The following is a 25,361-nucleotide window of genomic DNA, read 5'->3' as shown; positions in this document are numbered from 1 at the left end:
ATGAGAATAGCATACGTTTATGATGCCGTTTATCCCTGGATCAAAGGAGGAGTTGAAAAAAGGATTTATGAAATAGGGAGTAGACTAGCTAAAAAACATGAGGTTCACTGGTTTGGCCTTCAATGGGGAGAAGAAAACTTAGGGGATATAAAGTTCTATGGAGTAGGAAAAGGGAAGAACCTCTATAAGGGTGGAAAAAGATCAATAAGGGAGGCACTTTACTTTGCATCAAAGCTTTTCCTGAAATTTAAAGGTGAGTACGATATTATAGACTGCCAGCAGTTTCCTTACCTCTCTTGTTTTTCGGCCAAGTTTCATTCGATCATAAAGAATACTCCCTTAGTAATAACGTGGCATGAAGTTTGGAGAGAGTACTGGAAGGAGTACTTAGGAGACTTAGGAATATTTGGGCTCCAAATAGAAAAAGTAACGAGTAAATTGACAAAAAACAATGTTTCCGTCTCTAGGTTAACTCAGAAGAGACTGCACTCTCTTGGCGTGACGAGCGAATTTATTCCGAATGGGATTGATTTCAAGAGAATACAAAAAGTAAGTGGAAGAGATGAGGAATATGACATAATCTTCGTTGGAAGGTTAATAAAAGAGAAAAACGTTGATTTGCTTCTAAGAGCTGTGGAAATAGTAAAAAATAACGTTCCTGATTTGAAAGTTTTAATTATTGGTGAAGGCCCAGAAAAAGAGAGACTGGTAAGTTTAGCATCAGTGCTGAAGCTATCCCAAAATGTGAAATTCCTCGGCTTTCTTAGGGACTACGAAGAAGTTATATCTTATCTAAAATCTTCAAAAGTTTTTGTCCTCCCTTCCAAACGTGAAGGTTTTGGGATAGTTGTTTTGGAGGCGAACGCCTCTGGACTTCCCGTAATAACTCTCAATTATCCCATGAATGCATCTAAGGACTTAATAATTCACGGATATAACGGGTTTATTTCATCGTCTACTCCAAGCTCTTTAGCAGAATACATAGAAATTTCGCTCTTTAGCGGAAAAAAATTTAAAAGAAATTGCGTGAAAAACGCTAAACGATACGATTGGGAGAACATAGCTGAACTAACAGAAAAGTTCTATGAGAGGGTCCTAAATGAGCGTTGAAGTTTCAGTGATTTTGCCCACTATGAATGAGGAAGAGGCAATAGCCAAGATTATACCGCAGATTAAGGAAACGTTGGATCAACTGAGGCTCTCCTATGAGATTATAGTAGTAGATAAGAGCAGCGACAAAACACCAGAAATCGCAAGGAGCTTAGGCGCAAAGGTTATTAAACAGGAAAGGAAAGGGTACGGTGATGCTTACATTGAGGGATTTAATACTGCAAAAGGAAAGTATATTGTAATGATGGATCCAGATGGGAGTTATGATCCAAGTGAGATTCCAAAGCTTTTGGAGCCATTAATAAGAGGGGAAGTAGATTTTGTTATTGGAACGAGGTTGAAAGGAGACATTAAGCCTGGAGCAATGCCCTGGTTACATCGCTATATTGGGAATCCTCTTTTGACAAAAACATTAAACCTCTTTTTCAGAATAGGGATTTCAGACGCTCACTGCGGTTTCAGAGCAATAACAAGGGAAGCACTACAAAAGCTCCCCCTGAAATGTCGTGGAATGGAGTTTGCAAGCGAAATGGTGATAGAAGCAGCGAAAGCAGGTTTGAGAATTAAGGAGGTGCCCATAACTTATTATCCAAGAATTGGTGAATCAAAGCTTCACTCGTTCAGAGATGGGTGGAGGCATTTAAGGCTAATGCTCCTCTATTCACCCTCATACCTGTTCCTGCTCCCTGGTTTATTTTTAATAATTATTGGCTTTGGTCTCTTGGCTTATGCCTACAACACGAATCCTCTAAGAATGCACACTATGATTCTGGGGAGTCTCTTGACTATAGTGGGCTTTCAAGTAATAAACTTCGGGATTTCGGGGAAAGTTTATGCCGTTAAGGAAGGGCTGGATAGACCAGACAGAATAACGAAATTTTTCATGAGGTACTCAATTTTAGAGGAGGGGCTTATGCTCGGTGGAATTTTGTTTATAGTGGGTTTAGTCTTGGGTGTTGGGATATTCTTGAGGTGGAGGGCAACAGGATACGGGGAGCTGTTTGAAATAAGATCGGCTATAATAGTATTGACGCTGATAGCGTTAAGCATTCAGCTGATATTTTTCTCCTTCTTCATAAGCTCTCTAATGCTGAAGGAGGGCTTTGAGTGAGGATTTTAATGGTTTCCCCTTACTTTTATCCAGAAGGGGGTGGGTTAGAGAGATATGCCTATGAAATGGCAAAAGAGCTGAGTAAAGAGAATGAAGTAGTTGTTATATGCTCAACAAAGAGAGAAAGCAGAGATGAGAAAATTGGCAAGATTAAAATTTTAAGAAAAAAGCCAAACTTCATTCTTTCAAACACGCCAATTAGATTTCTCCTGCCTTTTGAGCTCCTAGCAATGATGAAAAGAAAAAATTTTGAGCTTATAATTGCTCACACTCCAGTTCCATTTTTTGCAGATGTAGCTTCCTTAGTTGCCAGGCTCTTGAAAAAGCCTGTAATAATTGTTTATCATACTGGAGAGCTAAAGAAGGGCTCTTGGGTTGACCTTCTCGCTGAGCTTTATGAAAGAACAATTGAAAGGATAACGCTGAAAAACACTAAAATCATTTCAGTTTCCCGCTACGTTCAAAGGATTCTGTGGAAAAAAGGATTTTATTCGAAAGTAAAATATCCAAAAGTTGGTGAAGATTTTCTCCTTGCTGAGCCAGATTTCAAAGGAAAAGGAAATGTTATTCTTTTCGTAGGACAATTGGGCAAATTCCACAGGTGGAAGAATCTAGAATTATTGTTAAAGGCGTTAGTTTTAGTTAAAAGAGAAATTCCTGACGTTAAACTTATGGTAATTGGTAGTGGGGACTTAGAAGATTATTATAAAAGATTGGCCAAAGACCTAAATCTTGAGAAAAACGTCGAATTCCTCGGACATGTGGGCAAAAAAGAGCTGATAGATGCTTACAAAAAAGCCAAGATTTTAGTCCTACCTTCCTCCAAGAGTGAAGCTTTTGGGATGGTTGTTTTAGAGGCTTTAGCCTTGGGGACTCCAGTTGTAGTCAGCAAAGTGGGAGAGTTCCCAGCTATTGTTGAAGAGGGAAAGAGCGGAAGCTTGGTAAATTTGAATGAAAAAGACTTAGCAGAAAAGATCTTATTTTTGCTAAGGGATGAAAAGACGAGAAGAAAAATGGGGATAATTGGGAGAAAAACAATTAAACGCTTCATTTCCTAAATTTCCAGAGCTTCAAATCACTTGAAACAACGTACTTTTTTATGGCACCTTTCTCCTTGGCGTGAATTACTAAGTAGGGGCCTATGGAATAAATCTCCAGCTCATCGATCTCGTGTGGGTTTTCTCTAAAATTCACCCAGCTTTCGAATGTTATCAACCAGTCTGGATTGAGTTCTATGGCTTTTTGTATATTTCTATCTGCCCACTTCCAATTTTTAAAACCAAGGAGAGCTGGATGAGGAGTTCCTACGAAAAATTCATTTGGATTAGCATTTTCTTCCAAAATCTTGAAAACTTCCCTATCGTGCCAATAGCCGTAGTCTTGGATTCCCTTTGCTCCTATGTCGCTGAGCTTTAGAACAGCGACGTTGAAAAAGATAAATTGGGCAATTAAAAATAAAGCGACCCATTTTTCTACTGTTAAAATGTCCAAAAGTTTAATTTTGGATCTTAAATCATTGTAAAGCTGGGTTATCCCATAGCCGGAAAAGATGCTCATTAAGGCCAGAGGCCCAAAAGTGTAGCGCTCAAAGGGGCCGTTTAGGATAAATCCTGGCAATCCATTTAAAACCAAAACTGATGGAATAATAACCCAAAACTCAGGGTTCTTTCTGTCCTTTATTAAGGTATAGATAAAACCAATTGTAGTTAATGGAAAAGCTATTACAAACTCCATCCAATCTCTGAGCAGGGATGGAATAAAAGATATGTATGATGAAAGAGTTTTCGACGGATACGAAACAACGCTGGCTCTATGAATGCCTCCATAGAATTCACTCACATAGAAAATAAATAGGAAATTCAAAGCTACAACTACTGAAGATACGAGCAATATTCTAATGAAAGTTCTATGGTCTTTTTTGATTTTTGCAAGGATGAGATAAAAGGGATAGACAACTACCCACTGCTCCCTAGCCCAAAATGCTAAACCCATTGAAACCGCCGAGTACATGGGCTTTGTATCAAGATAATAGACTGCCAACAATGCAAAAAAAGTTCCCCAAGGCTCTAGAGTGTATCTTGCACCATACCTTAAAGCAACAAATGAGAATAAGAACATTAGAGAGCTTAAGAATCCCGCTTTTTTTCCATAATACATTTTGGCTATGTTGTAAATTAGAATCAAGTCCAAGAGAGTTATTAATGATGTTGCAATCCTTGGGAGGAAAACTCTGAAATCAACATTTTTAAGCACCATTAGTGGGGAGGTTAAGATAAAAACAAGTGAAGATCTAGGCAGAAATTCAAATTGGAGGGCTTTTCTGGACATGTTTAGATACAGCATCTCATCTTGGAATAGTCTTAAGGTGAATAGAGGGATAAAGATCAGGATGAACCAGAGCAAGATTAATTTATTCTTCTCTTTCATCCTTTTCACCTTTTATCTCATAGATTATGAACCCATTTTCTGTTTCTTCAACAATTTCAATTTCTTCAAGTTCCCTTCTCTTTTGATGTTCAATTTTTGTTCTTTTTTCATGTTTTAAAGTTAGCAAACTAAGGATCGCTCCGATAATAACTACTAAGATTGCAGGATACGCAGTAAGATTGTCTTTTGAAAGATATAATAGAAAAGCAAGCACATAAACACTAACTACTCCCCTTACATCTTTCCTATCCCACTTGGGCTCTAAATATTCAATCCATTCATTTAGCACACCAATAACGAGGAGGTAATAGACTGCAATGGCAACATCATTAGCGTAGTTTTCAGCTCCAAGCGCTAAGATAACTGCCGCTGTTATTAACCCTATTATGGCGAAGAACACAAATTTTTGCCCAATTGAAAATTCTTTGTATGTTTTAGCTATCAACTTCCAGTATTTTTTAACTAGAAGCACTATTCCCGAAAAGAGAGCTATCACAGTTATAACGAACAAAAACCACTTTGCATTGGGCTTTACGGTTATTGATGTGCTTATCTCTTTCGTTTCTCTGCCTACTGGTGTTATGTAGAACTTTAAGATGTATTTTCCAGGGGGAGTTATTATTGGGAGCTTAGACTCCTGGAAGATATGAATTGTCTTTCCTTTGCTATATTCACGCCATGAAGGATGTTCATAGGAGAAAACCTTAATTCCGAAGTAGTAAACTTCAAGCTTTATATCTATTTCGTTTATTACTCCTTTTTTATTGGTTATGTAAAAGTCCGCTCTAATTGTGTCTCCTGGGTGATAGGTTTTGTTTAGAAAGATTTCGATTTTAATGTCTTCATCATCAATTAGAAGCCTTTGAAGGGTTTCTGTTTCATTAGTTAAGGCTTCTTTTTCCATTTCTTGGGTAGTTGTTGTAGCTTCGATTTCTTTTGACGTTTCCGTTTGGGATGGAGTAGTAGTTGGTGGTACTTCAGTTGTAGTTGTCTCTGTCTTTGGTTTTTCAATTGCTTTAACCTCGCTAATGGTGAGGTTGTCTAAATAAATCGTCCCAGTGCCGTTTATTATAATCACTAGAGAAGAGAATTTAGCTTCTTTAAAGGGTGTGGCTGTTATCTCTATGTTTTTCCACTTAAAAGAGCCTTTTCCTATGAACGTAACGTTTTTGGCAAATATGAAAGTTTTATTTTCATTAAAATAAGCAATCTCTGCTAAAACCCCGTTAGTATTTTCAGCCTTTATTAGGAACGAGTATTTTAGGGTTGTATTCATAGGTACTAGAGGAGAAATTAAGGTGTTAAATCCTTCTCTTGTAGATGTTGCCTTTAAAATTATGTTACTATTAATTATCATGGATTCTATCTTAACCCCGTTGCCTTGCCAATTTTCACCTTCTTCAATGTTGGCTAAAGCGAAAGTGAAGAGTAAAGGGAGGAGCACTAACGTGATTAATTTTTTCATTAGGTTCACCTTTGTCTCCTTCTACAGATCTTCGTACCAACTGAGGAGCACTTGGAACAATAAGCCAACTCAAATTAAGAGTGAGCATTTTTAAGGCTATCGTTTAGTTTTTGATTATTCCAATGAGTTTCCTTTAGTGACGCGGATGATGTAGTATCTTTTGGAATAGTTCCTCGTGAATATTTCACTAGCATACTTATACCTCTCTGCAGGAATCCTCGCCTTTCAGGACGGGGAGGAGGTCAGTTTAAGTAACAGAACCTCGTGAAATCTTATACAACAGCAGAAATATTGAGGAAGTTCTTCAGTAAACCGCCGTAAACGGCGAGGTTTGGAAAAGAAAAATATCACCACTAGTCAATTATAATTAACCAAAATCTAAACATTTTGGTTAAGATTATTTAACTAACAACATATCCCTAATTCTACCCCCAATTTTTCTAAATTTCTTCTGTAACCTCTTGGCTCATTCATAACTCTTTCTCTCCCTTACCCGTAAAACACATTCTCCTATATCTTTTAGCAACTCTGAAAACTCTCCTCAAGCTAAAGGTTGCAATTCTGCTCTTGATGTTCTAGGATGAGAAAACATTGGATGACAAGTTTTTATGCTTTTCCAAGCTATTTTCCTATAGTGATTATTGTGAGCGAGGTTTTTGTTTCTGTCCCTCAAGATTTGGCAAGAATTTTGAGGATTAGTGAGAAAGATCCCCAAGAGTTGCGAGGCTTTACCTTACTATTGAACTTTACCGTGAGGGGAATAGTTAGCTTGGGCAAGGCCGCAGAAATTGCTGGAGTGAGCAGATGGGAGATGATAGAAATTTTAGCATCAAAAGGCGTATCTCTTCAATATGACGAAGAAGATTCAAAAGAGGACATCAAAACCCTGGAGAGGTCGCTATGATTGTGGTTTCCGACTCTGGACCGTTAATAGCTTTGGCCAATGTTGGAAAATTAAATGTCTTAAGAGAGCTCTTTAGGAAATAATAATCCCAAAGGCTGTTTGGATTGAAGTGGTTAAGAAAGGAAGAGGAAAGCCCGGTTCCGATGAGGTTAAAAACGCAAGCTGGATCAAGGTTGTTGAGTGTTGAAATTCTCATCTTATCCTAACAGTATTTGGGAAATCTTTGAATACTCTCTGTCAAAAGCCAGATTGGTGGGAAAAGTTGGAATCACAAAGGTTGATGAAAAGGGTAGGATTTTGCTCCCAAAAGATATTAGAAGAAAGCTGAAAATTAAGAAGGGGGAAGAGTTCTTGGTAACAGAAATTGACAATGAAACAATAATATTAAAGCATTTTAATGTGAAGCAGATGCCCCAAGAGCTCATAGCAAAGGCAAAGAAGGTAGATATTGACAAGCTAGAAAAGGAAACAGAGGAAGAGGGGAATAGAGTTGCCAAAGAAAAATACAAGATTTCTGATTGATACTAACGTTTTCATTGCTGCAGTAAAAAAGGGCTGGACAAAAACAATGGATCTGCTCCTTTATCTGCTTACTTCGGATTATGAGCTTGTTGGGAATGATGTCCTCCTTGCCGAGTATTGAAGTATGCAGAGACATTTAATGCAATGGATTTCTTCGAGTTTCTAAGAAAAAGGACTAAAATCGTGAATCCCTCAAGGGAGGAAGTTCTTAAGTGTTTGAAGTACTTCCCTCTAAACCAAGTTGCTGATGCTGTTCACGCCGCTACCTGCCTCAAAACTAGGACTGTTATCATAACTAACGATAAGCACTTTGAAAAGATTGGCAAAGAAGGTTTAATTGAGGTCTGGAAAATTGAAAAAGCCATAAAAGAACTATTACAAAAAGAATAAAAAATTGAAGGAAGCTTTTTTCCTAGTTAGGAGGTTAATGCCCCTTTATCTTGACTCTACTAATTATCCTTCTGAACTTCTTTTCTAACCTTTTGGTCCATTTATCGCCCTTCTCTCTCCTCCAGTCGTAGATGAGCTGACCTCCTCCCCACCCTGAAGGACGAAGCTTTCAGATAATAAACGGCAATAGTTGAATTATCCGGAGAACAAACCCTTCATAAAACAATATAGAAAGTACAAGAATATAAGATCAGATAACGGGCACACTCCCTACTTGGAGTGTACCCTCATTATAACATTTAAGCCTCATGTATAAAAATATTTCGGTCAGACTCCGTTAGCGTTTGTCTCATAGCGTTCAATGATTTCTAATATGGAATATACTTCTATTGGATATTTAAGTACTTTTTTAAGATATTCAGCTTTTTTCTTGCTTTCGTTCCCAAAGTAAACAATAATATCATCCTCTCTTATATTATAGGCATCCTTTTCAAGCGATATGAATTTCAATCCCCCTCCAATATCAGAGGCAAATCTAAGGAGATACTGGAAGGACGGGGAATTCTCTATAACTGCTCTTTCTTCCTTTCCCATTAATCCTTCGGGTAGAACATAGAGCATTGGTCTTGCGAGGTAGTCTCTAATTGGAATTTTCCTGCGTGAATATGGTGCTAGGTATTTAACATCCCTGTTCCCGCTGTAGAATACTTTAAAATCATCGAGACCTAAGTGCTTTTCATTGAGCTCATCCATCTCTCTAACTCCCAACCGGATGTTTTGTTCCATAATTTTCTGATGAATGTATTCGAGTATGATGTCTGCAGCGGAGATGAAAAGATTAACTTGGTCCCCTTTTGGGAAGATAACTGGCTGGTTAGATACTACTACTTCATCCCATGCGTAAGTATATTCCTGTTCATCGAAATTGTCCAGATGAACTTCGATGCTATTAAGTCCTAGCTCTCTCAGTGACTTCCATGCGGTTATGTATGAGAAATAACTCGTTAACTTGTCTATAAACTTCATGGGCTTTTCAGTCTTTACTGCATTGTCCCCCGAGTAATACCTGACTTCCTTTAAACGCTTCGTGTTGAGTATAGAGAACACAAAACTAACGGCAACTTTAGATTCATTGATCAGGGAAACAAAGTCCCCTATAATTTTAGTTGATTTATCATGCCCAAAGAGCGACTTTATATCTTTGCTTTTGAACACATATCTTGGATTTTTGGTATTGAAATTCCCTTTAAGGCTCTCAAAATAGTTGATGCAATTTTCCTTGAATTTTTCCGGTTTTTCAAACAATAAAGCGACACCGATGTTCGCCTTAAACTGCTTTTTACGTACAATGACAAGTGACTTTGAGTCTGCAGACAATATCTTGCCTGTCATGTATTTCCCTCGTTCTGAGTATCTTCTGGGCGAGATTTATTAAATTTACTTATCTAAAGTCGATACTCTTTTGAACGTCTCTTCCAATCTCTTGGCCCATTTATTGCTCTTCTCGCAACCTTTGAAATATCAAAGTGAAAAGTTTCACAAAGCTGAACTCATCTCCCGCAACTTTCTCTAGTTAAGGGCTCAATTTTCGTTTAACTTTACTGGTTAGTTTTTTGAACTTCTCTTCCAATCTCTTAGCCCACCTATCGCTCTTCTCTCTCCTCCAGTCGTAGAAGATGTAAAAGATGCTCAAGACGAAGGTTGTTAAGGAGATTATTAATCCCCTTTCGAACCAGTCCTGAGGGGTGTACCTTAGGACTATTTCAAGGTCTCCGGTTTGGTTGACCCAGAAGCCGTTGATTACTCCATACACTGGAACTGGAGAGACTTTTTCTATGAGTTTGCCGTCCTTGTAAACCCTCGCTTCCCACAGTGGATCATAGGATTCGGCGAAGGTGAGGAAGAAGGGTTTTGTTGCGTTGACCCTAACCTTCCAGAGGGTCGGGTTGATTTTTGTGTAGTTTTTGACTGTGGCGGGAGTTTCATTGACTTGGAAGAGTTCTTCAAGTGTTTCGTTGTTGTTTGCTGAGTAGAGCCAGACTACATCTAAGATTGCATTCTTTGATAAGGGGATAATTTTTAATTTGTACTCTCCATTTCTCAAGTAGAACATTGGCGTGTATTTGAATGTTAGATTGTTTAAAGTCAAAATATAGCTGTAGTTCCCTATGGATACATTAAATGTACCTGCCCCTTTTAATGCAAGTTTATAGGTACTGTTCTTCACGATTTCCACATTTTGCCACGCTTTTCCTTTATCTTTGAATTTTACAGCTTCCCCATTGCTTGCATTGAAGTCTTTTATGACCTCGGCTTTTTCCCTGTATAAGTCGGATTCCGCTTCAAATAGATAGATTATGGTTTTGTTCTGCAATAACCTTTCAACTTCTCCCTTTGCTTTGTAATACTCATCCTCAGGTAGCAATGCAAACAGATTAACTGCATTGAAACCTCTAACGTTCTCAAGAACTATTTTGTGTTCCCCTTTTTCAAGTTTGAATGTGCCTAGATCTTCCCAAACGAATTTGTTGAGTTGGTCTTTGGTCTTGATATAAATTGGAGTCCCATCTAGGTAAACTCTTATTGCTCCACCTTCCTGGTTCTTAAAGTAGCGAATGAAAAGCTTGTAATTGTCGGTTTTATCGACTTTGAAGGGGATTTCAAGGGTGACTGGCTTAGTGTAGTTTGTTATGTCATAAACTCTCACATCATCTACCCAGATTATATTGGGCAACGGTTTATCTGTTTCATGACCATGCCATATTTGGAGCTGGAGATATCTGGTGTTTTCATTTTTTGGTATATAATCTATAGTTATTTCTTTCCAGTTAAAAGTTTCATCACCTATGGAAGGATAGTAGAGGAAAGAATCTTCGATCAGCGTCTTATTAGCATCATATTCTCTAATATACGCATGAACTGCATGGGCATTTTCACCTTTAACTTTAAATACAAACCTGTAAACGTGGCCATATTTTACAGGAATTAAAGGAGACCTTATTGTCTTCCAGCCCCAAGTCGAATTGTAAAGTTCTACCCTAAGGGCTTGCTCACCTTTGTCCCATGAAATTGTTTGAATAGCATTAAACTGACTTTCTGGAGTGTTCTTTTTCCACTCTTTAACTTGATCCTGAGATATGAAGTCCCAACTGGCAATTAAGTTGGAGATTGATAAGTTTTCCTTTAAATTTACCTTCGGAGAAGCCCATGTAAGTACTATATTCCCACCATAGACTGGGGCTATAGCAATGGAGGGATGGATATACCAACTAAGCAGATCAGTTGCCCAGCCATTCTCGGGTCTGTTGTTTAGTGCGCTTGGGCTTATAAATAAAGTAGTACTGGCATTAGAGCTTATTAGGTATAGGCCATACGAGGATTTTTTATCGAACACAAAGGTGTTGCTGATATCAATAATTGGAAATTCCCTCAGAAGTGGATTCAAAACTATTGCAAATTCGTTACTGTTCAAATATTGAACTGCTGACAATAAACTGTTGAATGAAGAGAAAACTACTGGAAACTCTCCGACGTTGATAAATGGGGTGTTATCTATCTGAACTACATATATGTTGTTGAATTCCACTATTACTTTCACAGTGTTTTTTATGTTGTTGCACCTAATGCTTGTGTTAAACCAATTATTATAAAGTGTCGAGCTACCATAAACCTCATTGAGGTATCTTAACATAGGCACATAATATGGATAATATGACACAAAAGCAGGTCTGCAAATTATATATTTTACGCTAATCTTTTCGAGTAATTTGTGGACGTTCCCTATTTTTTCAGGCTTTTCAATTGATGCCAATATATAATATTGCAGAATTCCTTCCAAGGGGGATATCCTCTTTACGTGTTGAGAAAACGTTGGCTTAGGACTATATTTAATCATCAAATCCAAAGAGTGCCAATTTGCAGTTGGATATTTTATCGGACTTAACGATGGCACATAAACTACACGATATATCTCAGAGTTATTTTTCAGAAAATTGTATACCTCTACGTCACTAGTTCCATATTTCAATATGTTTAATTGGTGCATAAAGGAATTCAAAGAAGGATATCCCGAGATTAATATTATAAATAGCATTGTCAGCACCAATAGGTTTTTTAATTTGGAAGAAGTGATTTTTTTCTGAAGTTCTTCTATGAGTATTCCGATAAGTAACGTATATGCAAATGCCACTACAAACATTGAATGGTATACCTCACGAAATACCGAAAGAAGTGGTATTTTGGTATAGAGAAGTCTCCACAACTGAGGGAATGGCCCGTTTACAGCAGACACAAAGAATAGTCCAACGGAAAGCAACGAAAGTGAATATACAACGAGATATGATTGTTCTTTTTTGTTAATAGCAGAGATGCTTGCTATAAGCGAAAGGATCGACAAGGATAACAAGGAGTATATAACTAAACTAGGCAGTTTGTTATGAGTATAAAGGTAAAATGGATCATAAACATGATTATATCCAATTATTAAAAATGCTGGAAAAAGTTTAGGAGCGTTTATAATTTCATGATAACTAATTGGTGCTGCTTTATTTAGCACAAGTTTAGACAATGTTTCTGGATTCATAAACATTGTTAAAATCCAAAAAGAGTTGAATATAATGAACAGCACTATAAGAATAGCGATTGCTTTTAAGGATATTACAAGTGAGGCATAGTTTCTTCTCGATACAGCAAATGTCAACAAGTACAGAGCTGCCATAAACGCCAACATTAGGGGGAACTGCACTTGAATAGCCGACACACCAAATACTAATGCGGCCATTAGAATATACGAAAATCTTTGTTTGTAGTAAATGTATTTATGTAAAAATGCAAAAAATAAAGGTGAAATTGCATATGCAAAATTATAAAGATGATGCCCGGCAATAACTCTATTATAAAGTACAGGAGTCAACATATAGAAAAGACCCATAAAAAATGCTGATTTATCTGAGAATTTCAGTGTTTTACCAAGATAAAACATTGTTAAAGGTGAAATCAACATAAATGAGGGGACAATAATTTTGGACAGTATTTCACCATTAAATCCAGAGAAAAGGGTCAGCATAAATTCAAGTAGTCTCCCATATAACATAGTATTCGGAACTCCAGATGCACCTTCGCTTGAGATTGGGTTCCAGAGGAATATTGCTTCAGAAAACATATCCCACAACTGATCGGGAAACGGTGGGATGCTCCAATCATGCCTAAATCCAACAACACCCGGGGAGAAAATATAGTGAACAGCCGAAAGGAAAGATATCACCAAATATATACAAACTACTAAAAGTATATAGAGTCTCTTCATTTTTTACCCTCCATTGTTAAGAAATTATGTGTAAGAAGTTTAACAAAGACGTAGTCTAATAACAATACCCCCGGTGGATACACAGAGCCAATCTTCTCTTTTATTAATCTTAGGTATATTGGATTGACCTGAATTTCGTTTTTGTGGGGTTTGAATATTAAATTAAGCCTAATTTTAGGAAGTATTTGATTCGAGTAATATATAGAACCATCACTTAAAAGCATAAACTTGTCAAAGACCCCTACCGCATCATGGGGATCTATATGAAATTTTGAGGTTACTAAAAATCTAAAACAAAAAGTAGTTTCTTCATTAGCCTCTCTAGCATCTACTAAAAAAGGTGAGATTGAAAAACCTAGAATTATCTCCTTATTCGTTTCAATAGTGATCAACTTGGGAATAGCTTCTTTTCGACTTACCATTATAGTTCCCCCCAGATTATTATAAGTTCTTTCTTAGCTATCATTTCCCAATCATACTTCTTTACAAATTCAGCCCCTTTTTCCCCAAGTCTTTTTCTAAGCTCATCATCCTGAAGTAATTCGACAACTTTCTTAGCGAACTCTTCTTTGTTTCCTTTTGGAACCCAGATAACGTTGTCCTCCCAGATTGGTTGGATTTCTGGTAAATTATAACACACTACCGGTAATCCAGTTGCCATGGCTTCCCCAATGACGATAGCCCAGTTCTCTTCATAGCTGGGCAGGAGAAAAACTTTAGCCCTTGCAAGTGTCCGAAACTTCTCCTCAAAATCATAGATTGGGTCGAGAATACACACACTGTTTTCGAGTTTTTTCTCTTGAATCATTCTCTTTAGTCTCTTCACATTTGCTTTTGTTCCATGACCAATAAGGACTAATTTCGCATCTGGAATTTCTGAGACAACGTGCTTCCATATCTCCACTACATCAAAGACACCTTTAGTGCCATCGAATCTTTTCATAAATACCCCGTCGAATTCTTTTTCTTTTACTTGAGAGGCAATTCTTCTTATTTCCTCGTAATCTACTCCCGCTTCAACTATCCTTATTTTGGACTCGGGTATCCCTATTCTTTTTAAATCGTTTCCAGTTGGTTCAGATACTGCCAAGAAGATATCGGCATATCTCTTGCCAACAAAGTAACCCATACGCTGATTTATGTAAAATAGGATGCTATTTATGAGTGAAGTTCCAGTTCTTATTAGTGGTGCAACCCAATGAGCTACTACTACAAATTTGCTCCGGGGGTTCTTTCTTTTAATTAATGCCCCCGGAATTACGTCATACCAATGCTCAGTAGAGGCGTATATTATTCCTTCAAACCTTGTAAGTTCTTTGGGAAGCCTGAAAGAATTGAGAGCCCTTAAAAGATAACCATTTACCGAGTACTCGCTTGGCATTTCCATCTTGTGAAACTCTACGGTTAGTCCTACTCTCTCACAGAGGTCTATTCCTGCATCTTGAGTTAATACGTGGATTTCAATTCCCATATCCTGCCATTTTTTAGCAATTTCTATCCATCTCATGTCTCCACCACTTATTCCTGGTTTTCCATCCTCAACACCTATACCATTTGCTATGAACAATGCTTTCTGAGGAATCTCCATTTTTCACTCCTCCTTTTAAGATGCCCTTAAATACCCAATACCAGCTGCTAAATACTCCAATCCTTTTAAAACAATTACACCTAAAGCCAAATGTGGTTTACTCCAAAATCTCTTCCTCTTAAAAAACAATCCAAATCTGTAAAACAGGCTTATCTGCTTGCTTCCATACTCTCTATATTTTGCCCTATACCTCCTAGCTGTCTTTCCATAGTAGTATTTCTTTTTAAGCCATTTTAATAACGAGAAGTTTTCCTCGTGATGGAGAATATACGATGAGATTCTCGCCTTTACATTATATCCAAGTTTCTCAATCTTCTGAGGGAGTGTAGATTCTTCAAAGAACACAACATCTTCATCAAAACCCCCAACTTGTAAAGCCAGATCTTTTCTGAAAAATCTTGCAGATTCTATCTCAGTCCCAGCATAAAAACTTCTTTCAAAATCTCTAACCTTGACCCAATAACTATTACCGACAGAGCGTTCGGGAATTATTATGCCACCAATTTTAGGATCTGATTCAATCAGTATAACACACTCCTTTATGACCTTTGGAGTTAATTCCATGTCAGAATCAATAAAAAGGACGTATTTTCCATTCGCATCCTTTAACCCCACATTCTTCGCTTTTGTCCTCTCGCTCTTGATTTGGATAACTTTTGCATTATATTTTTTGCATATTTCAACCGTTTTATCTTGCGAAAAACTATCAACAACAATAATCTCTATGTTTTTGTAAGTCTGGTTTTTAATGGATTCCAAACACCTTCCAATCGTTTTTTCTGAATTATACGTCGGAATAATCACTGAAACCAATGGCATCTCTTTATTCTCCATTTCACTCACCGGTCTTATATTTTTCTGAAACCAAAACCCAACTATAGTATAAATCCACTGCAATGTCCGTTAATTTAACGAAAGTATCCAGCTTTCCTTTTGTCATTTTGTTCTCTCCAAATACAATCTCCAAATCATTGATCCTATATTTTACATTTTTATCAGCAACTCCATTGTTGTGAACGATCATGTTCCTCATATATATTAAACAATCCCAATATTCTTTTTGTTTTTTATTGACCAGTCCCATTCTATAAGACTCAGAGATTATTCCACTTAGATAAATCCGTCTGTTTTTACTCTTTTGCTCCTGATACCATGAATGCAAAGGATGTTCTTTATCTTTGATTGCTTCTTTTGCAGAATATTCAATAGCTGATAAACTTTTAATAAACAAACATTTTGTGGCATCTATGATTCTTTCCGCATTTTCTTTTCTGGCTCTTTCGAGATCTTCATCCATTCTTGGAACCTCTAACCCAAGTACTTTAGGATTTTCCCATACTATTTTGTAGAAATTTAGTAGCTCAAGCGTTGCTACAGCATAGTTATGTATCATGCCAAAACATCCTGCTTTTATACCATTACCTCTTTCCGATTTGTTGTTAATCTCATCCTGATATTTTGCACATTTATCTCTGAGACCTAATAGTTGTCCTAATAATTTATTCATTATCTTACCACCACCCCCAAAACTCTCTCAAACCTCTCCGCGCTCTCATCCCAACTGAATCTTTTAGCCCACTCTAAAGCGTTTTCGCTTAGTCTTTTCCTAAGGGCTTCATCTTCATACAATTCTTCAAGCGCTTCGCTCATAGCCTTGGGATTTGGTTCACATAGCAAACCGTTGTAGTTGTGCTTTATTGAATCCCCCAACCCAGGAACGTTGTAGCCTATGACGGGAGTTCCCAGGGCGTTAGCCTCGATCACAACCCTCCCCCAGCCTTCTCTTATTCCGGGGACTAATAATACATGAGCTCTTTTCATGAACTCAATCTTTTCTTTTTCGGGTACAAAGCCTTTAAAGTCAATATTATCGTAATTATACCGTTTTTTAAGCTTTTCTATAAGCTCTCCTCTCCCAACGATCCAGAGTTTGCCCTTATCAAACATTTTAAACGCCATTATAGCGTCTTCAGGCTTTTTGGTTGGAGTTAGTCTGCCAACAAATATAGCCGTAAATTCATCTTCCTTTTCAGGAACCTTATCCAAAATATTTCCATCCAGACCATTGTAAATTATTTCAACATCTTTAAACCCTAATTTCTCCAAATCCTCCTTTGTAGATTCAGAGACAGTTATCGTTTTTATATCCACATAATGCTTTAGCCAATATGGCTCCAAAAAGTGTTTTCCAACAAGATTAACCGGGAATGGTGTTTTGTAATCCCAAAACTCAACTGCTAATTGGTGTATTAACGCGATTATTGGCTTATCAACGTATTTTGGAGTTAAGAATGGCCGGGTGTTTATTTCATCTATTACGATATCAAAATCATTTTTATTTCCCCTGTAAAATCTCTTTGCATGTGAATAGACAGTGTCAAAGATGCCAACTATTTTCCCTCCCCTGATTATTTCAATTCCATCAATTTCTTCTTTCTTTTCAGCTCCATCGAAATATGAGGTAAAAAGCGTAATTTCATAACCCTTCTTAACTAGCCTTTTCGCTATCTCATGAGTATAAACTTCAGCTCCCCCAGCCTCTGGATGCTTTATATCTTTCCAGTTAAGCCACAGCACTCTCATTTACTATCACCGTTGTAGTAATGCAAAATGTTTTTCCTGTAAAATATTGCCATAGTATCTATGAACATTCTTGCTATTGCTCTATAACCTATAGAGGAATCAAAACTTTTATGTTCAATTTTAATTGGCAGTTCATAAATCTTGTACCCATACATACTTATCACGGTCAAAAGTTCCACATCAAAAGCATATTTTTTGACCAAAATCTTGGAAAATGCTTTCTCTAAAACCTCCCTCCTAAACACTTTAAGTCCAACTTGAGTATCACTGACATCTAACTTGAGCAACATTTTAACCAGTGTTCTATACCAAATGCTGAACAGCCTCCTTCTTTCAGAATACCTAACTCTTGCTCCCGGGAGATATTTCGAGCCTATGACAACATCACACCCATTTTGGAGGGTTTTCAAGAACCTTCTTATTTGAAAAGGAGGAATATCTAAATCCGCATCGAAGAATACGATTATCTCACCCTTACTCTTCTCAAAGCCCTTTTTCAGGGCATACCCCTTCCCCCTGTTCTTAGAATAGCTTACTAACCTGACATCTCTAAATGATTCACAGAGTTCTTTTGCTACCTGCAATGTGTTATCCTTGGAGCCATCGTTGATTATAATTATTTCGTAGTCCAATCCCTTCAACTCTTTCATCGTTTCTCTAACTGCTTTTTCCAAGTTTTTCTCCTCGTTGTATGCAGGCATTAGCACTGATATTGTAGGCATTACTTCTGCCTCCCTGTATATATGAACAGCACAATTACCATTAAAATGCTTACTCCAGTTAACATATTTATTATTGTAGGAATGTTCCTACTACCAAGAGACAGCAGGACTATCTCAGTTGCGAGCAGTCCTAATAGATAGAAAGAAATATTTATCTTGTTTATGGATAAAGAATAATTAACCATTACACCCGCCAACGAAAAGAACATCATCGCCAAGCCATACTTCCACAAATACGGCGCAATATTTAGGTATTTTCCTCCGTAAATAAACGTGATAATAAAATCTGGGAACAGAGCATAGGCTAAAACCATTCCGCCAGAGATCAAAAGCGTCAAAACTAATCCCTTTAGCAATACGTGAAAATGCTCTTCCCCTTTCTCATGCATCTCAGCGGCTTTTGGGAATATTACCATACCAACTGCTCCAGGAGCAAACAAAACGATTTTCCCCAGCACAGAGATGGCAGAATACTGCCCCGCTTCCAAAGGAGAGAGATAATGCTTAACCAAAATAACATCAATGTTCCACATTGTTGTATAAGCAAATATTGCCAAAAAGGCTAAACTGCTGTAGTTCATCATATCTCTAAGATTTATCCCATCATCTCCTTTAACTTTAAGCAAATCCCCGAGAAAGACCAATGTTATAAAAAGGGCAAATACATGAGCCAAAAACATCCCAGAAATGCCACCAACAACCCCAAAGCCAAGCAAAACAAGAACAACACCAAAGAAGAGTTTAAAGAACGACCATGAAGAGACGCTTATCCCCAAAGCTCCAAATCTTTGTAGTCCCCTCAAAATTCCCTGATACACGGGGAGAACAAATCCGAAGGGTATTGATGCGAAGAGTATAATCACTAATAAAGAATTATCAATGTTGAGGAACTTGGATATATATGGGCTTAAAATCACTACGCCCAAGAAAATTAGCCCACCAATTAGTGCTAGACTTTTGCTAGCCTTCACCAAAATTGTCTTAATTTTCCCATATTCATTGTTTATCTTGTAAATTGATGTAAACTTTGTTATGGAAGTGTTCACCGTTGTAAAGAATACTGAGAATATATAGAATAGGGACAACAAACTAAAAAGCTCTCCATACTCTACCGGAGTCAATAGCCTCCCCATGGAGAGCTGATATAGGTAGTTAAAGAAATTTGAAAGTGTTACTGCAACCATCATGATAAACGTATCCCTGAAGAGACCGTGTTTAGATATTACGGTTTTTAGTGAATTCATTATCTCTAACCCCTCTGAGATGCCTATATTATCATGGCTCATCTACTTATTGTGGCTGAAAGGTTTTTAAGTTTTCTTCCCAAGTATTAGATTATGACAGGGGCAATTACAAACGACATAATCGCCCGAAGATTATTCTTACCAGACCAAGAAGAGTGTTACAAGACAATCAGACAAATCCGCTGGCCAAACGGAGTAGCTAATACTACGGCAGTAAAAACATCACAGAAAAACGGACACACGCCGAAAAGAGCCCAGAAATACCACTGCAAAAACTGCGGAAAACACTTCAACGACCTAACAGGAACAATATTCGACCACCACAAATTCCCAATCAACGAAATGACTTAACGGGTCAATGCCCCACAAAAGCACCAAACTAATCTCAGAATAACTCAACAGGGACTACCAAGCAGTCCTAAACTTCGTCCACGAAGTGCAGAGGATAGCCGGAAACTCTAAAGTCAGGCTGGAGGATGTTATTGAAATTGACGAAGTTTACCCCCACGCCGGCAGTAAAGGCTTTAAAAAAGAATCCCAGGCAGAGAGGCAGGCACAAACGCGGCAGAGGGACTGCAAACTCCGGAAACCGCCGGTAGTGACTCTACAGGAAGACGGGGCAGGTTCTCTTTCTTGTCTTTGAGAATCTGCGGGATTTTCCTCAGAAGCTCAAGCATCGAGTTGGAAATTTGATTGCGGGAGTTTACTGACGAGTATTCCATTTATGATTCTCTGAGGGAGGGTTTGGGGGTTATTAATTCTCATGAGCGGGTTAATCATTCTGGGAGGGAGTTTGCACGTTGTGAGCATGTTAACAGTTGTGAGAACAGGCACGGTTTTCTGAGGGCTTATCTGAGGAAGTATCGTGTGCCAGCTTGAGTTGCAGGGTTATTTGGACTTTCTGGCGTTGATTCTGAATAACAGGTGGGGGTGGTTCCCAGAACTAATATCAACCAGAATACCTAGATGAGCGAAGAATTTTAAGCCTTCCCTTCTTTATCCCTCCGGTGGTCAAATGAACCTTAGAGATTACTGGGATTTAATAACAATAATCACACTATCGCTCCTCCTTGACCTTCTCATAGCTTTCTATCCAGATAGTTTGCTTAGAAAAGCCCTTGGCTTAGCCTTCGTGCTCTTCTTTCCGGGCTACGTTTTCATAACAGCCCTATTCCCAGAGAAGAAAGAGCTTGACAACCTCGAGAGACTGGCCTTAAGCTTTGGTCTAAGCATTGCCATCGTGCCGTTAATCGGTTTGGCTCTCAACTACACCCCCTGGGGAATAAGGCTAATTCCGATCCTCGTGAGCTTAACCGTCTTCAACATAATCTTCGCCCTTGTAGCAATATACAGAAGGGTTAATGCCATTGAGCCTTGGATTCCAAGAATAAGCATTGAGAGGATCAAAGAAGAGCTCGAGTGGGAGGAAGCGAGCAAACTCGACAAAGTCCTGACGGTAATCTTAATCATAGCAATCATCTCCTCCATAGCAACCCTTGGCTACGTCATAACCCACCCGAAGCCTGGGGAGAAGTTTACGGAGTTCTACATCCTCGGGCCGGGAGGAAAAGCTGCCGATTATCCGACGAGGCTCTTCGTTGGGGAGAACGGAACGGTGATAATGGGCATAGCAAATCATGAGTATAGAAACGTAACATATCACGTCGAAGTCTGGCTGGTCAACCTCACATACGACTTCGAAACGAATGAAACCCATATCAATAACATGTACCTTATGGATTACTTCAACGTGACGCTCCCCCACAAGCCAGTTGATATCGAAGGTAACTGGACACCGCAGTGGGAGAGGAACTACACCTTCAGCATGGACAAGCCCGGAAAGTGGCAGCTCTGGTTTCTACTCTTCAAAGATGAAAGACCGCCACTGCCAAGCCCAGTAAACGGCGATTATGCCCAAACAAATGCCACGCAGAGAATTCTGGATGCCATAGAAGGCAAAATACAGGCTCTAAAGCTCAACATTGAAGTTAGGGAGATCTGAATTTTTGTGGAGTTCTTGTCCTCCGTGAACGGCTTTCAAAAGTAAGGGCAATCTGCTTTTGCATTTTACTTAAATGTAGTAATGCTGGCAAAAACTTTTTAATTAACATTTTACTTAAAATAATTGTAAAAACTCCCCGGGTGAAAGCTATGAAAAGAGAACTGGGCCTTATATTTGTAGGGCTTTTACTTGGTGCAGCAGGCTTCAGGATAGGGATGGCGATTTTCAGTGACGTGAGCACCTCAGAGAACAACGAAATTTCAACGGGAGAGTTTGACATCAGAATAAGCAAGACCGGAAATACTTTTTACAACGACTTAAGGCTCTTCGCCTTCGATGACCTAAAGCCCGGAGACGAAGTAAAGGCGGAGTTCTACATAAAAAACAGCGGCGATTTCAACGTCTCCAAGATACTAATAATCCCAAGCATCAAAGACTTGGAAAATGGAGATCTCATCGATGCAGAGGCATTGGTGGACTCGAGCCCAGATGCTGGAGAGCTCAGCAGGAACCTCATACTGGAGCGGATAACCATAACTGTTGAAAACCAAACCTACACCCTAAACGATTATTCCGGAAAAACCCTTTTCGATCTAAACAGTCACTCAATATCAATCCTCACCTCCCCTCTTAAGCCGTCAGAGGTGGCCAAGGTTTCAATGTTCTTCCTCGTGAACCCAGAAGCTGGAAATGAAATCCAAAAAGACCTGTGCTTAATTTCTCTTCAAATTTACGCAGAGCAGTGAATTTTTAAACCCCCTTTCCCTTTCTTTCTTGGTGCCAGTTATGATCGGAATCATCTTTGACATGGACGGTGTCATTTACAGGGGGAAAGAGCCCATTGAAGGAGCAAATGAGGTTATCGAGTTTTTAAAAGCGAATAAAGTCCCATTCATTTTTCTCACCAACAACTCCACGAGAAATGCCAGAATGTACAGGGAAAAGCTCCAAAAGATGGGAATTGACGTTGGGGAAGATAGGATAATAACCTCAGGATATGCGACGGCTAGGTATTTGAGCAGAAACTTTGAGAGGGGCAACGTTTTTGCAATCGGTGGAGAAGGACTTCTGGAAGAGATAAAATCAATAGGATGGCCCATAATAAGCGTTGAGGAGGCAAGAAAACGATGGAAGGAAATAGAATACGTTGTGGTCGGCCTTGACCCTGCTTTAACCTACGAAAAGCTCAAATACGGCTGTTTGGCCATAAGGAATGGTGCACTCTTCATAGGGACTAATCCCGACACAACTTACCCAAGTGAAGAGGGCATTCTACCTGGGGCCGGCTCGATAATTGCCGCCCTAAAAGCTGCAACAGAGAAGGAGCCCTTAATAATCGGCAAGCCCAACAGGCCGGTTTTTGAAGTTGTAAAAGAGAAGCTGAACGCCGATGAAATCTGGGTTGTGGGGGATAGGCTAGACACAGATATAGAGTTTGCAAGGAGGATAAACGCCAAAGCGATAATGGTGCTCACCGGGGTTAATACACTTGAGGACATCGAAAGGAGCAAAGCAAAACCCGACGTTGTTATGCCAAGCGTTAAGGAGCTCATAAAATATCTGGAGGTTTACCTGGAGCAACAAAACCACGGGAATAAAGAGCATTAAAGAAACTTTCACCCCATAAGCTTTAGAAATCACATGGACATTTCAGCTTTCATGCCCAGTTCCACCATGCGTTAATTCCGTTAAGATTCCAATGGAGCACATGGAGCATCGAAAGATTTATAAATTAATTTTTGGTTATCAACATCGACGCCCCGGTGGTGTAGCCCGGTCAAACATGCGGGACTCTCGATCCCGCGCCCCGGGTTCAAATCCCGGCCGGGGCACCAAACAATGGGCCCGTGGCTCAGCCTGGTCAGAGCGCCCGCCTGATAAGCGGGAGGTCCGGGGTTCGAAGCCCCGCGGGCCCACTAAAACGCTCTTCTACAGGAGTTTTTTACTTCCCCAGTGATGGGTCATGCACGTCAAAAGCTACATTGCAAAACTAATCGAGCTTGTCGAGCTTGAGCGAGAGGCTGAGATAGAAGCAATGCGCGAAGAGATAAAGAAGTTAAGGGGTTACGAGAGGGAAAAGCTTGGTAGAGCTGTTTTGAACCTCAACGGAAAAATAACCGGTGAGGAATTCGGCTTTAAGCTCGTCAAGTATGGAAGGAGGGAACCATTTAAAACAGAGATAAGCGTCGGGGATCTTGTTTTAATCAGCCGGGGAAATCCTCTAATGAGTGACCTTGTTGGAACCGTTGTTGAAAAGGGGAGCAGGTTTATTGTTGTCGCCTTGGAATCCGTCCCTTCATGGGCTTTGAGAAACGTTAGAATAGACCTCTATGCAAACGATGTAACCTTCAGAAGGCAGATAGAGAACCTAAAAAGTCTCAGCGAAAATGGCGTTAAAGCTTTGAAGCTCATCCTAAAACAAGAAAAACCCTTGAAGAGCATCCTCCAAGAATTTGAACCTTTCGATAAAAACCTCAACCCCACACAGAGAGAAGCTATAAGTCTTGCCCTTGGTAGCGAGGACTTCTTTTTAATCCACGGCCCCTTTGGCACCGGAAAGACGAGAACCCTTGCCGAGCTCATCCTCCAAGAGGTCAAGAGAGGAAACAAAGTTCTCGCAACAGCTGAGAGCAACGTAGCAGTTGACAACCTCGTTGAAAGGCTCTGGGGAAAGGTTAAGCTCGTTCGCCTTGGGCATCCCTCACGGGTCTCAAAGCACCTGAAGGAATCAACCCTCGCATTTCAGGTTGAAAGTCACGAGGGATACAGAAGGGTCAGAGAGCTTAGAAATAAAGCCGAGAGACTGGCCATGATGAGGGATCAACACAAAAGACCAGCGCCAGGCCTTAGAAGAGGGCTAACCAACAAGCAAATCCTAAAGCTGGCCGAGAAGGGCAGAGGGGCAAGGGGAGTCCCCGCAAAGGACGTTAAGGAGATGGCCCGGTGGATAGTGCTAAACGAGGAGGTGCAGAAGCTCTACAAGTTTGCCGGAAAGATAGAGGAAGAGATAATCAGAGAAATAATCGACAAAGCGGATGTAATCTTGAGCACAAACTCCTCTGCAGCCCTTGAGTTTGTAAGGGATGTGGAGTTCGACGTTGCGATAATAGATGAAGCATCCCAAGCGACGATTCCAAGTGTTTTAATTCCAATCGCAAAGGCAAAACGCTTTGTTCTCGCTGGAGATCACAAGCAGCTACCCCCAACAATTCTAAGTGAAGAGGCAAAGGAGCTCAGCGAGACGCTTTTTGAAAGGCTTATCCAGCTTTACCCAGAGAAAGCGAAGATGCTCGAAATACAGTACAGGATGAACGAGAAGCTCATGGAGTTTCCGAGCAGAGAGTTCTACGATGGCAAAATAAAAGCGGATGAAAGCGTAAAGAACATAACTTTAGCCAACCTGAAAGTGAGGGAACCGTTTTTCGGAGAGCCCTGGGACTCAATCCTAAAAAGAGAAGAGCCGCTCGTTTTTGTCGATACAGCGGAGAGAAGAGACAAGTGGGAGAGGCAGAGGAAAGGCTCCACCTCAAGAGAAAACCCCCTCGAGGCCCTTCTGGTTAAAGAAATTGTTGAGAGGCTCTTAAGAATGGGGGTTAAGGAGGAGTGGATAGGGATCATCACACCCTACGACGACCAGGTGGATTTGATACGCTCCCTAATCGGTGAAGAAATTGAGGTTCACAGTGTGGATGGCTACCAAGGAAGGGAGAAAGAGGTGGTAGTACTGTCTTTTGTCAGGTCAAACAAGAACGCTGAGCTGGGGTTTTTAACTGATCTGAGAAGGCTCAACGTTGCTCTAACAAGGACAAAGAGAAAGCTGATTGCAGTTGGCGACAGCGGAACCCTAAGTGCCCATCCAACGTATAAACGCTTTTTGGAGTTCGTGAAAAGGCATGGGAGGTACATAAGGCTTGGAAATGCAGAGACACATTAATTTTTCCTTCTTATTTGTGGAAGAACTGAGAATGGAGACACAAACGAAAGAGCC

Annotated in this window: 23 protein-coding genes and 2 tRNA genes; 14 read left to right on the top strand and 11 right to left on the bottom strand. The window is 39.5% G+C overall.

Going from position 1 to position 25,361, the window contains the following annotated elements:
* From ADU37_RS10300 to ADU37_RS10290, 3 genes are read left to right on the top strand one after another with little or no spacing between them, the layout of a single operon-like run.
* A complete protein-coding gene (locus ADU37_RS10300) occupies positions 1 to 1,110 on the top strand; it encodes a glycosyltransferase family 4 protein (protein WP_058947498.1) in 1,110 nt (369 codons plus the stop codon).
* On the top strand, positions 1,100 to 2,221 hold the full coding sequence (locus tag ADU37_RS10295) for a glycosyltransferase family 2 protein (RefSeq protein ID WP_058947497.1): 1,122 nt from the start codon (positions 1,100 to 1,102) through the stop codon (positions 2,219 to 2,221). The genes ADU37_RS10300 and ADU37_RS10295 overlap by 11 nt, the downstream gene beginning before the upstream one ends.
* A complete protein-coding gene (locus tag ADU37_RS10290; RefSeq protein WP_058947496.1) occupies positions 2,218 to 3,279 on the top strand; it encodes a glycosyltransferase family 4 protein in 1,062 nt (353 codons plus the stop codon). Before ADU37_RS10295 ends, ADU37_RS10290 begins: the two co-directional genes overlap by 4 nt.
* Here the strand turns inward: ADU37_RS10290 and ADU37_RS10285 are convergent.
* Both ADU37_RS10285 and ADU37_RS10280 read right to left on the bottom strand, forming a co-directional pair.
* Positions 3,269 to 4,648: a glycosyltransferase family 39 protein gene (locus ADU37_RS10285; RefSeq protein ID WP_058947495.1), complete on the bottom strand. Its 1,380-nt coding sequence runs from the start codon at positions 4,646 to 4,648 to the stop codon at positions 3,269 to 3,271. The two genes, ADU37_RS10290 and ADU37_RS10285, sit on opposite strands and share 11 nt — an antisense overlap.
* Entirely contained in the window at positions 4,632 to 6,113 is a 1,482-nt protein-coding gene (locus ADU37_RS10280) for a hypothetical protein (RefSeq protein WP_058947494.1), read from the bottom strand. Before ADU37_RS10280 ends, ADU37_RS10285 begins: the two co-directional genes overlap by 17 nt.
* A 634-nt stretch (positions 6,114 to 6,747) precedes the next feature.
* Between ADU37_RS10280 and ADU37_RS10275 the strand changes: the two genes are divergently transcribed.
* From ADU37_RS10275 to ADU37_RS10265, 4 genes are all read left to right on the top strand, one after another.
* On the top strand, positions 6,748 to 7,017 hold the full coding sequence (locus tag ADU37_RS10275) for a UPF0175 family protein (RefSeq protein WP_158508497.1): 270 nt from the start codon (positions 6,748 to 6,750) through the stop codon (positions 7,015 to 7,017).
* Positions 7,018 to 7,269: 252 nt separating this feature from the next.
* Positions 7,270 to 7,539: an AbrB/MazE/SpoVT family DNA-binding domain-containing protein gene (locus ADU37_RS10270; RefSeq protein WP_238981970.1), complete on the top strand. Its 270-nt coding sequence runs from the start codon at positions 7,270 to 7,272 to the stop codon at positions 7,537 to 7,539.
* Positions 7,508 to 7,660, top strand: coding sequence for a hypothetical protein (locus tag ADU37_RS11715; protein WP_238981969.1), 153 nt, complete (start codon positions 7,508 to 7,510; stop codon positions 7,658 to 7,660). Before ADU37_RS10270 ends, ADU37_RS11715 begins: the two co-directional genes overlap by 32 nt.
* Complete coding sequence (locus ADU37_RS10265) at positions 7,657 to 7,929, top strand: PIN domain-containing protein (RefSeq protein WP_238981968.1); 273 nt, start codon at positions 7,657 to 7,659, stop codon at positions 7,927 to 7,929. The genes ADU37_RS11715 and ADU37_RS10265 overlap by 4 nt, the downstream gene beginning before the upstream one ends.
* A gap of 327 nt (positions 7,930 to 8,256) precedes the next feature.
* Here ADU37_RS10265 and ADU37_RS10260 read toward each other — a convergent pair whose 3' ends face one another.
* The 9 genes from ADU37_RS10260 to ADU37_RS10220 all read right to left on the bottom strand — a co-directional run bounded on the left by ADU37_RS10260 (position 8,257) and on the right by ADU37_RS10220 (position 19,413).
* Positions 8,257 to 9,321 carry a hypothetical protein gene (locus ADU37_RS10260; protein WP_144433270.1) on the bottom strand — a complete coding sequence of 355 codons (1,065 nt, stop codon included), beginning with the start codon at positions 9,319 to 9,321 and terminating at the stop codon, positions 8,257 to 8,259.
* Positions 9,322 to 9,502: 181 nt separating this feature from the next.
* A complete protein-coding gene (locus ADU37_RS10255) occupies positions 9,503 to 13,234 on the bottom strand; it encodes a hypothetical protein (protein ID WP_144433268.1) in 3,732 nt (1,243 codons plus the stop codon).
* Positions 13,231 to 13,656 carry a hypothetical protein gene (locus tag ADU37_RS10250; RefSeq protein WP_058947491.1) on the bottom strand — a complete coding sequence of 142 codons (426 nt, stop codon included), beginning with the start codon at positions 13,654 to 13,656 and terminating at the stop codon, positions 13,231 to 13,233. Before ADU37_RS10250 ends, ADU37_RS10255 begins: the two co-directional genes overlap by 4 nt.
* A complete protein-coding gene (locus tag ADU37_RS10245) occupies positions 13,656 to 14,822 on the bottom strand; it encodes a glycosyltransferase family 4 protein (protein ID WP_058947490.1) in 1,167 nt (388 codons plus the stop codon). Before ADU37_RS10245 ends, ADU37_RS10250 begins: the two co-directional genes overlap by 1 nt.
* A gap of 15 nt (positions 14,823 to 14,837) precedes the next feature.
* Positions 14,838 to 15,656 carry a glycosyltransferase family A protein gene (locus ADU37_RS10240; RefSeq protein ID WP_058947489.1) on the bottom strand — a complete coding sequence of 273 codons (819 nt, stop codon included), beginning with the start codon at positions 15,654 to 15,656 and terminating at the stop codon, positions 14,838 to 14,840.
* Between the two features lies 1 nt (position 15,657).
* Positions 15,658 to 16,329: a hypothetical protein gene (locus tag ADU37_RS10235; protein WP_058947488.1), complete on the bottom strand. Its 672-nt coding sequence runs from the start codon at positions 16,327 to 16,329 to the stop codon at positions 15,658 to 15,660.
* Positions 16,329 to 17,405, bottom strand: coding sequence for a glycosyltransferase family 4 protein (locus tag ADU37_RS10230; protein WP_058947487.1), 1,077 nt, complete (start codon positions 17,403 to 17,405; stop codon positions 16,329 to 16,331). The genes ADU37_RS10235 and ADU37_RS10230 overlap by 1 nt, the downstream gene beginning before the upstream one ends.
* Positions 17,402 to 18,127, bottom strand: a complete 726-nt coding sequence (locus tag ADU37_RS10225; protein ID WP_058947486.1) for a glycosyltransferase family 2 protein — start codon at positions 18,125 to 18,127, stop codon at positions 17,402 to 17,404. Before ADU37_RS10225 ends, ADU37_RS10230 begins: the two co-directional genes overlap by 4 nt.
* Complete coding sequence (locus ADU37_RS10220; RefSeq protein ID WP_082663058.1) at positions 18,127 to 19,413, bottom strand: oligosaccharide flippase family protein; 1,287 nt, start codon at positions 19,411 to 19,413, stop codon at positions 18,127 to 18,129. The genes ADU37_RS10225 and ADU37_RS10220 overlap by 1 nt, the downstream gene beginning before the upstream one ends.
* 51 nt (positions 19,414 to 19,464) lie before the next feature.
* On the opposite strand from ADU37_RS10220, the gene ADU37_RS11365 reads away from it, so the two are divergent.
* The 7 genes from ADU37_RS11365 to ADU37_RS10190 all read left to right on the top strand — a co-directional run bounded on the left by ADU37_RS11365 (position 19,465) and on the right by ADU37_RS10190 (position 25,307).
* On the top strand, positions 19,465 to 19,722 hold the full coding sequence (locus ADU37_RS11365) for a transposase (RefSeq protein WP_144433266.1): 258 nt from the start codon (positions 19,465 to 19,467) through the stop codon (positions 19,720 to 19,722).
* Positions 19,723 to 20,386: 664 nt separating this feature from the next.
* The gene (locus ADU37_RS10215) at positions 20,387 to 21,373 is read left to right on the top strand and encodes a DUF1616 domain-containing protein (RefSeq protein ID WP_058947484.1); all 987 of its coding nucleotides are present in this window, start codon (positions 20,387 to 20,389) and stop codon (positions 21,371 to 21,373) included.
* A 149-nt stretch (positions 21,374 to 21,522) separates the two neighbouring features.
* On the top strand, positions 21,523 to 22,119 hold the full coding sequence (locus ADU37_RS10210; RefSeq protein WP_058947483.1) for a TasA family protein: 597 nt from the start codon (positions 21,523 to 21,525) through the stop codon (positions 22,117 to 22,119).
* 40 nt (positions 22,120 to 22,159) lie between these two features.
* A complete protein-coding gene (locus ADU37_RS10205; protein ID WP_058947482.1) occupies positions 22,160 to 22,981 on the top strand; it encodes an HAD-IIA family hydrolase in 822 nt (273 codons plus the stop codon).
* A 149-nt stretch (positions 22,982 to 23,130) separates the two neighbouring features.
* A tRNA-Glu gene (locus ADU37_RS10200) sits at positions 23,131 to 23,208 on the top strand.
* Positions 23,209 to 23,214: 6 nt separating this feature from the next.
* Positions 23,215 to 23,289, top strand: a tRNA-Ile gene (locus ADU37_RS10195).
* A gap of 47 nt (positions 23,290 to 23,336) precedes the next feature.
* Positions 23,337 to 25,307: an IGHMBP2 family helicase gene (locus tag ADU37_RS10190; protein ID WP_058947481.1), complete on the top strand. Its 1,971-nt coding sequence runs from the start codon at positions 23,337 to 23,339 to the stop codon at positions 25,305 to 25,307.
* Positions 25,308 to 25,361 lie beyond the last annotated feature (54 nt).

This window comes from Thermococcus sp. 2319x1 (assembly GCF_001484685.1).
Classification (GTDB): domain Archaea; phylum Methanobacteriota_B; class Thermococci; order Thermococcales; family Thermococcaceae; genus Thermococcus_A.
This window is presented reverse-complemented; position numbering and strand designations above follow the sequence as displayed.